This is a genomic window from Vibrio sp. 1CM23M, assembly GCF_023161755.1.
GTDB lineage: Bacteria > Pseudomonadota > Gammaproteobacteria > Enterobacterales > Vibrionaceae > Vibrio > Vibrio coralliirubri.
In genome coordinates, this window is the sequence record NZ_JALNTR010000011.1 from 124,382 (window position 1) to 132,356 (window position 7,975).

At 44.5% G+C, this 7,975-nt stretch carries 4 protein-coding genes; 3 read left to right on the forward strand and 1 reads right to left on the reverse strand.

The features are described 5' to 3' along the window. Nucleotides 1-111 precede the first annotated feature (111 nt). A complete protein-coding gene (locus MSG35_RS21695; RefSeq protein WP_172379664.1) occupies nt 112-816 on the reverse strand; it encodes a class I SAM-dependent methyltransferase in 705 nt (234 codons plus the stop codon). 424 nt (nt 817-1,240) lie between these two features. Between MSG35_RS21695 and speA the strand changes: the two genes are divergently transcribed. The 3 genes from speA to MSG35_RS21710 form a co-directional block, all read left to right on the forward strand. Next, nucleotides 1,241-3,148, forward strand: coding sequence for an arginine decarboxylase (gene speA, locus MSG35_RS21700; RefSeq protein ID WP_048609979.1), 1,908 nt, complete (start codon nt 1,241-1,243; stop codon nt 3,146-3,148). Then, nucleotides 3,148-4,074 (forward strand): agmatinase, encoded by a 927-nt coding sequence (gene speB, locus MSG35_RS21705; protein WP_050633387.1) that lies wholly within the window; start codon nt 3,148-3,150, stop codon nt 4,072-4,074. Before speA ends, speB begins: the two co-directional genes overlap by 1 nt. Before the next feature lie 662 nt (nt 4,075-4,736). Further along, nucleotides 4,737-7,975, forward strand: a 3,239-nt coding sequence (locus MSG35_RS21710) for a retention module-containing protein (protein WP_248384993.1), incomplete at its 3' end; no start/stop codon positions are given.

The following is a 7,975-nucleotide window of genomic DNA, read 5'->3' on the forward strand; positions in this document are numbered from 1 at the left end:
GGACGAGAAAAGTTTATTTTTTGTTCAGTTGAGCGGGTGCTGAGTTGAGATGGTTAGGAAGATAAAAAGTGCCTTTGACGCAATCAAAGACACACGCGATTTACTTGCGGGCTAGGCAGACACTTTTTCGCAACGCATAAAGATGAAGTTAACGTTTTTCGATAGGCGCTCGTACGTTTCTTCAGAGATGGCCTTGGCCTTCTCGTCGATTGTCCCTTCAGTGATTTGTGAAATCAGCAAGCCAGATTGGCTGACAGCTTGGCAAAGCTCGGTTAATGAACGGCGGTAGAAGCTTACCTGAACGGGTGTGCCGACCGTGTTCCACTCTTCTTGAATGAATTCGCGCTCAAAGTAGTTACCTGAAAGGGTGCACTCAAAGTCAGCAAAAGGGTGGTGAGTGGAAAACACGATGTAGCCGCCCGGTTTTAGAACGCGATAAATGTCATCAAAGACAGGTTTTAGATCTTCAATGTAATGCAGTACTAATGGGCACACGATGACATCAGCGCTGTTATCAGCCTCTTTGGGTAAACCCAGAGCTGCATTTTGTGCGTATGCGGTCACATTGGGAATTTGTTTTCCGTTCACTAGGTCAACCATATCTTGAGACAGGTCGGTACACGTGACTTTGTTTGCACCTTGGTCAATAAACCATTGCGCGTAAATACCTGAGCCACAGCCAAGGTCGACAATGTCGAGCCCTTGAACATCGTCTAGTAAGGCTATGGTTGATGGGCGTTCTAATAGGGCATTATAAATATTATCGCGAGCAGCAGAGTCGTATTGCTTTGCGTAGGTCGTGTACATTTCAGACATGATTTAACACTCATCAATAGGTATGAGGTAACAGGATACAAGCTGTGTTGGTGATAGCGAGAGTTCAGATTGTGAAGTGCTTATATTTGTCACAACTCTGACTTAACCTCACTCAATTTGCTAAAAATCTTATGGTTTCTGCACATTTTTTCTCCCTAATTTAATGTGAGAAATTGCTTTATATTTAATGCGCTTCAGCCTGTTTTTTACCCTAAAACCTTGTAATTCCTTACCTGTCACTTTAAGTCGATCTGTCGATAAAAAAACATAATCGTAACCACAAATATCAATGGTTGGACTCGCTCTTAATAATATCGGTTAATGCAGCCAACAAATCGTTTTTGAACGCTTTTTGTTGGGTTATACCTCGCTATTCCAAAGAGGTATCTTCTGTCGATGGCCCTATAGTGTGAGGTCTCTAGAATTGGAAAATTCGGTTAATTTGGAACGCATCCGTGCTGAGTATAATGTAAAGCACTGGAGCCAAGGTTTTTATGGAATTGATGATAACGGTGAGGTGTATGTTTCACCGAGCGAAACCGATCATCAAGTTCCGCTAAGTCAGATCGTAAAACAGTTAGAGCAGCGAAATATTGGTTTGCCTGCTCTTGTGCGTTTTCCTCAAATAGTGCATCAACGTGTGCACAATATCTGTAACGCATTCAACCAAGCGATCGACGAATATCAGTACGACAACCGTTACCTACTGGTTTATCCGATTAAAGTTAACCAGCAAAAAGAAGTGGTTGACGAGATCTTAGCAAGCCAAGCTCAATTAGAGCAGAAGCAACTAGGTCTAGAGGCGGGCAGTAAACCTGAACTATTAGCGGTATTGGCGCTGGCTCAAAAAGCGAGCTCAGTGATCGTGTGTAATGGTTATAAAGACAGAGAATACATCCGCCTTGCGCTTATTGGCGAAAAGCTAGGCCACAAAGTATTCATCGTTTTAGAGAAGTTGTCAGAGCTTGATCTTGTCCTTTCTGAAGCAAAAGCGCTTGGCGTGAAACCTCGTTTAGGTCTACGCATTCGTCTTGCATCTCAAGGTGCAGGTAAATGGCAAGCAAGTGGTGGTGAGAAGTCGAAATTCGGTTTGTCTGCATCACAAGTATTGACCGTTATTGAACGCTTGAAAGCAGAAGATCAACTGGATGTTCTAGAGCTAGTACACTTCCACCTTGGCTCACAAATGGCGAATATTCGTGATGTGCGAAATGGTGTGAGTGAGGCGGCTCGTTTTTACTGTGAACTGCGTGATATCGGTGCTCAACTGAAGTTCCTAGATGTTGGTGGCGGTTTGGCGGTCGATTACGACGGCACACGCAGCCAATCTTCAAACTCAATGAACTACGGCTTGCTTGAGTACGCTCGCAACATCGTGATGACAGTAGGGGATATTTGTAAGCTCTACAATCAACCACAGCCTGTGATTATTTCGGAATCTGGTCGTTCACTGACTGCGCACCATGCAGTACTAGTGACTAACGTGATTGGTACCGAAAGCTACTCGCCAGAAGACATGGCGGCACCAGAAGCAGACGCACCACTGTTGCTAAACAACATGTGGAAGAACTTCTTGGAGTTAGATGCAGGCAATGATGACCGCGCGCTGATTGAGATCTACAACGACACGCAAAGTGATATCGCAGAAGCACACAACCAATTTGCGACAGGCATGCTGAACCTTCAGCACCGTGCTTGGGCAGAACAGATGTCTTTGCGTATTAACTATGAACTTAGCTCTCGTATGAGTACTAAGAACCGTTACCACCGTCCTATTTTGGATGAGTTGAGCGAGCGTTTGGCAGATAAGTTCTTCGTGAACTTCTCTTTGTTCCAATCGCTGCCAGATGCTTGGGGTATCGATCAGGTGTTCCCTGTATTGCCTCTAAGTGGTTTGGACAATGCGGACGAGCGACGCGCAGTAGTCCTGGATATCACATGTGATTCTGACGGTACGATCGATCAGTATGTTGATGGTCAAGGCATTGAAACAACGTTGCCAGTGCCTGCATGGAACCCAGACGAACCCTACCTGATGGGCTTCTTCTTAGTAGGCGCATACCAAGAGATCTTGGGTGATATGCATAACCTATTTGGTGACACGCACAGTGTGGTGGTCAACGTTGATGAAAGTGGTGAAGCGAATATCGATTACATCAACGAAGGCGACACGGTTGAAGACATGATGCGTTATGTTCATATCGATATGGACCTAATTCGTCAGAACTACAAAGAATTGGTAACGGCGAAAGTACCAGCGCAAGAGCAGCAAAGCGTACTTGAAGAGTTAGAGCAAGGCTTGATGGGTTACACCTATCTTGAGGATTTTTAATGAACGATCTATTTACGAAACCAGATTACTCGCTGTATTCCAATGCGATGACGTTTATGCGTCGTCCATTGGTGCAAAACCCAATCGATAACGATGCTGATGTGGTTGTGTTAGGCGCGCCGTTAGATATGGCGACGTCTGGTCGTCCGGGTGCGCGTATGGGACCGGATGCGATTCGCCGTGCGTCAGTTAACTTGGCGTGGGAAGGTAAAAAATTCCCTTGGGACTTCAATGTATTTGAACACACCTCAGTGATTGATGCTGGCGACCTTGTGTTTGATTGCGGTGATGCAGAAGACTTAACTCAACGTTTAGAAGCGGCTGCTGATGCGATTCTAAGCAGTGGTAAAACTCTGTTAGGTTTAGGTGGTGATCACTTCATTACACTGCCTTTGCTTAGAGCATACGGCAAGAAGTACGGTGAGATGGCTCTGATTCACTTCGACGCGCACACTGACACTTACAGTCAGGGTAGTCGTTACGATCACGGTACTATGTTCTACCATGCGCCAAATGAAGGCTTAATTTCGCCTGAACATTCAGTGCAAATTGGTATTCGTACAGAGTACAAGCAGGAAGGCCACGGCTTTAACGTTATTAACGCGATGCAGGCGAACGACATGAGCGTGGACGAGATCATTGCTCAAGTGAAAGGCATTGTTGGTGATAAGCCAGTTTACTTAACGTTTGATATCGACTGTCTGGATCCTGCTTTTGCTCCGGGTACAGGTACTCCGGTATGCGGCGGTTTGAATTCAGATAAAGTTCTGAAAATTATCCGTGGCTTGCAAGGTATCAACATGGTTGGTATGGACGTTGTAGAGGTTTCTCCAGCGTATGACCAAAGCGAGATTACAGCATTGGCTGGTGCGACGATTGCTCTCGAGCTACTTTACGTCTGGACTGCAAATCGCCTTGCTAAATAATAGTGTGTCATTGCTAACAGCATAACGCTATATACTGATTTTAAAGCCCACTATGGTTTAACTTAGTGGGCTTTTTTTTGGATTCCTCGAAATATCCATTTACAACTTCTACTCATTGTCCCTGCATACCTATTCAATACTCCAGCAGTTGCGCATGTAATTGGCGCCATATATGGTGTTTGAACAGTTTCTCATCAGCTTTGTGCTGAACCTTGTCTCAAATATGGGATTTAGTTCTTCTTTGGGGTTTAGGTATATCTCGACCTTATTAATTGCCTATAAATCCTAATGATTTATCAACCTTATTACTGTATATATTTATAAAAATTTAAGGTGTAATTATATTATGCATTTTATTGCATATTAATCAACACCCTATAAACTTTTGCTTAGTCCATGAACAAACTAAAGTGAATGCCTAGATTTGTGAAAAGAAGTCACTTCGCACAGACATGACATTTCGGATAAGGAAGACTAGGCTTAAGGTTAAGTAAACTATAAAAAAAACAGGCGAAACGGAACAGACTCATCACATACATCAGCCTACGTAATTGATTGTTAATGAAGAGAATAAGTTCTGAATATAATTTAAGCCTGAAACCGCTATTACTATCATTTTCACGATGTTGAGCAATACAGCATTTTGTGACCACGGGGGATATATGGGTATTGAAGTTTCGCGCCAAGCTGCAGTTGTTGAGGCAGTGAGTGGAGAAGTCATCGTAGTTAAGTCTGACGGAAGCGCACGAAAAATTTCAGCTGGTGATATTATTCGTGAGAACGAGATTGTTATCACTGCCAACCAAGCAGAGCTTGTATTAGGCACCCCAAACGGTGTCACTGAGGTAGGCAGTAATTGTGTTGGGTGTGTTGACCAGGATCTAGCGTGGGCTGATGCTCCGATCGCTGGAGAAGTTAATTTTGACTTACAGCAAGCCGATGCAGGAGATTTTGATGATGATGAATTTGCTGCTATCCAAGAAGCCATTTTAGGTGGTGCCGATCCGACCCAAATCTTAGAAGCAACGGCTGCTGGTGGTGGGCAAGGTTCAGCAAACGCCGGCTTTGTGACGATTGACTACAACTACACAGAAACTCATCCGTCGACATTTTTTGAGACCGCAGGTCTAGCAGAACAAACGGTTGATGAAGACAGAGAAGAGTTCAGAACAATAACTCGTTCATCGGGCGGTCAATCAATCAGTGAAGTGCTCACTGAAGGCTCCATTTCTGGCAATACCTATCCCCAATCTATTACAACTACCGAAACGATTATTGCTGGTAGTTTAGCGCTCTCCCCTGATTCTTTTGCTCCAGAAGCACTGTCCCTCGCTTCGCTACTCACAGAGCTAAACAGTGATATAACCTCAAGTGGTCAGCCCGTTACGTTTACTTATGATGCGGCGACGAACTCTATCATTGGTGTTCAAGGCACCGATGAAGTATTACGCATCGACATCGATGTTGTTAGTGTTGGAAATAACGCTGAGCTTTCACTGACCACAACGATTTCTCAACCAATTGATCACGTAACGTCTGTTGGTGGTGGTCAGGTTTCCTATACAGGCGATCAAATTAACATCACTTTTGATATTCAAGGTGAAGACACCGCGGGAAACCCATTAGCAACACCAATCAATGCACAAGTTGCCGTGGTTGATGGGGCCGATCCGTCTGCTGAAAGTGTCAATATCAGTAACGTAGAAACAAGCAATGTTCCAATCGAAGGGACATTCTCCAATATTGGCAGTGATAACCTTCAATCAGCCGTTTTTGATGCGAGTGCGTTGGACCAATTTGATGGAATACTCAGCGATAATCAAAATACGCTTGCAAGGCTATCTGATGATGGGACAACGATCACTTTGTCCATTCAAGGCCGAGGTGAGGTTGTTCTTACTATCTCACTAGATACCGATGGTACTTATAAATTCGAGCAGTTTAATCCCATAGAACAAGTGGGCACCGATTCACTGATGTTCGATTTACCGATCACGATTACCGATTTCGACCAAGATGTTGTAACCCATAACATCAACATTGTTATCTCTGATGGCGATAGCCCAGTTATTACCAATGTCGACAGTATTAGTGTCGATGAAGCAGGCATCATTGGTGGCTCACAAGAGGGAACCGCTCCCGTAGCGGGGAGCGGAAGTATCACTGCCGATATTTTCGAAAGCGACATCATCGACCATTATGAACTGGAGCCGACGGAATTTAATACGGATGCCACCTTGGTTTCTAATGGTGCGGCGGTGCTACTCGAGTTGGTTGACGAAACTAATGGTGTAAGAACTTACGAAGGTTATGTTGAGGTCAATGGATCGAGAATTACTGTCTTTGACGTAAAAGTTGATAGCCCATCATTGGGTAACTATGAATTTAACCTCTATGAAAACCTTTCACATCAAGGCGCTGAAGATGTGCTGTTAACTTTTGCATTGCCAATTTATGCCGTTGATGCGGATGGAGATCGCTCTGCACTATCTGGCGGTTCGAGTACACCAGAAGCCGCAGAGATTCTCGTCAATGTAAAAGATGATGTACCAGTGATGACAGCACCTACAGGGGAAACAGTTGTCGATGAAGACGATCTTACTGGAATTGGTTCAGATCAATCTGAAGATACCATTATTAATGGATTATTCACGGTTGATGAAGGCGCCGATGGCGTTGCGAAGTATGAACTGGTTGATGAAGATTTGGTTCTGACTGGCTTAACCGCTGATGGAGAAAGTCTAGAGTGGCAAGCTGTTTCACAAAACGGCACAACATTTACTTATGTTGCTCAAACTGCAACGAGTAATGAAGCGGTGTTCGAGATTATTTTCGATACCTCAGATAACAGCTATCAATTCGAACTGTTTAAACCAATTAAGCACCCTGGTGGCGCGGGTGAAAACACGATTGACCTTAATTTCTCTGTTGTGGCTGAAGATTCCGACCAAGATAAATCGAATGCGGTCGATCTGCAGATCACGGTGACGGATGATGTGCCAACCATCACTGATACGACTGCTGCGAGTACGTTTGTCGTTGATGAAGATGATTTAGGCACTGTTGTCGCTCAGGCGACAGGCTCGTTTGTTACCACAGAAGGTGCTGACCAAGCTGAGGTTTACGAACTACGCAATATCTCAACGCTGGAAGCGACGCTATCGTCGGGCAATGAAGGTATTAAGATCACTGAGGTCACAGGTGCTGCTAACACGACCACCTACCAAGGCGCAACTGACGCGAGCGGAACGCCAATCTTCACATTAGTGCTGACCGATGATGGTGCTTACACGTTTACCTTGCTTGGTCCTCTCAATCACGCTACGACACCGAGCAACCTCGATACATTAACCATACCGTTTGATGTTGTTGTTGTTGATCGTGATGGCGATGATTCTAACCAATATGTATTGCCAATCGAGGTGCTTGATGGTGCGCCAGTAATGACGGCGCCGACTGGTGAAATGGTTGTCGATGAAGACGATCTTGCTGGTATTGGTTCAGATCAATCTGAAGATACCATTATTAATGGGTTATTCACGGTTGATGAAGGCGCCGATGGTGTTGTGAAGTATGAACTGGTTGATGAAGATTTGGTTCTTACTGGCTTAACCTCTGATGGAGAAAGTTTAGAGTGGCAAGCTGTGTCGCAAAGCGGCACAACATTTACTTACGTTGCTCAAACAGCAACGAGTAGTGAAGTGGTGTTCGAGATTATTTTCGATACCTCAGATAACAGTTATCAATTCGAACTGTTTAAACCAATTAAGCACCCTGATGGTGCCGATGAAAACGTGATTAACCTTAACTTTTCTGTTGTTGCAGAAGATTTCGACCAAGATAAATCGAATGCGATCGATCTGAAGATCACGGTGACGGATGATGTGCCAACCATCACTGA

Coding starts and splice junctions, on each gene's coding strand:
- speB (WP_050633387.1), top strand. CDS start 3,148: ATGAACGATCTATTTACGAAACCAGATTACTCGCTGTATTCCAATGCG.
- MSG35_RS21695 (WP_172379664.1), bottom strand. CDS start 816: ATGTCTGAAATGTACACGACCTACGCAAAGCAATACGACTCTGCTGCT.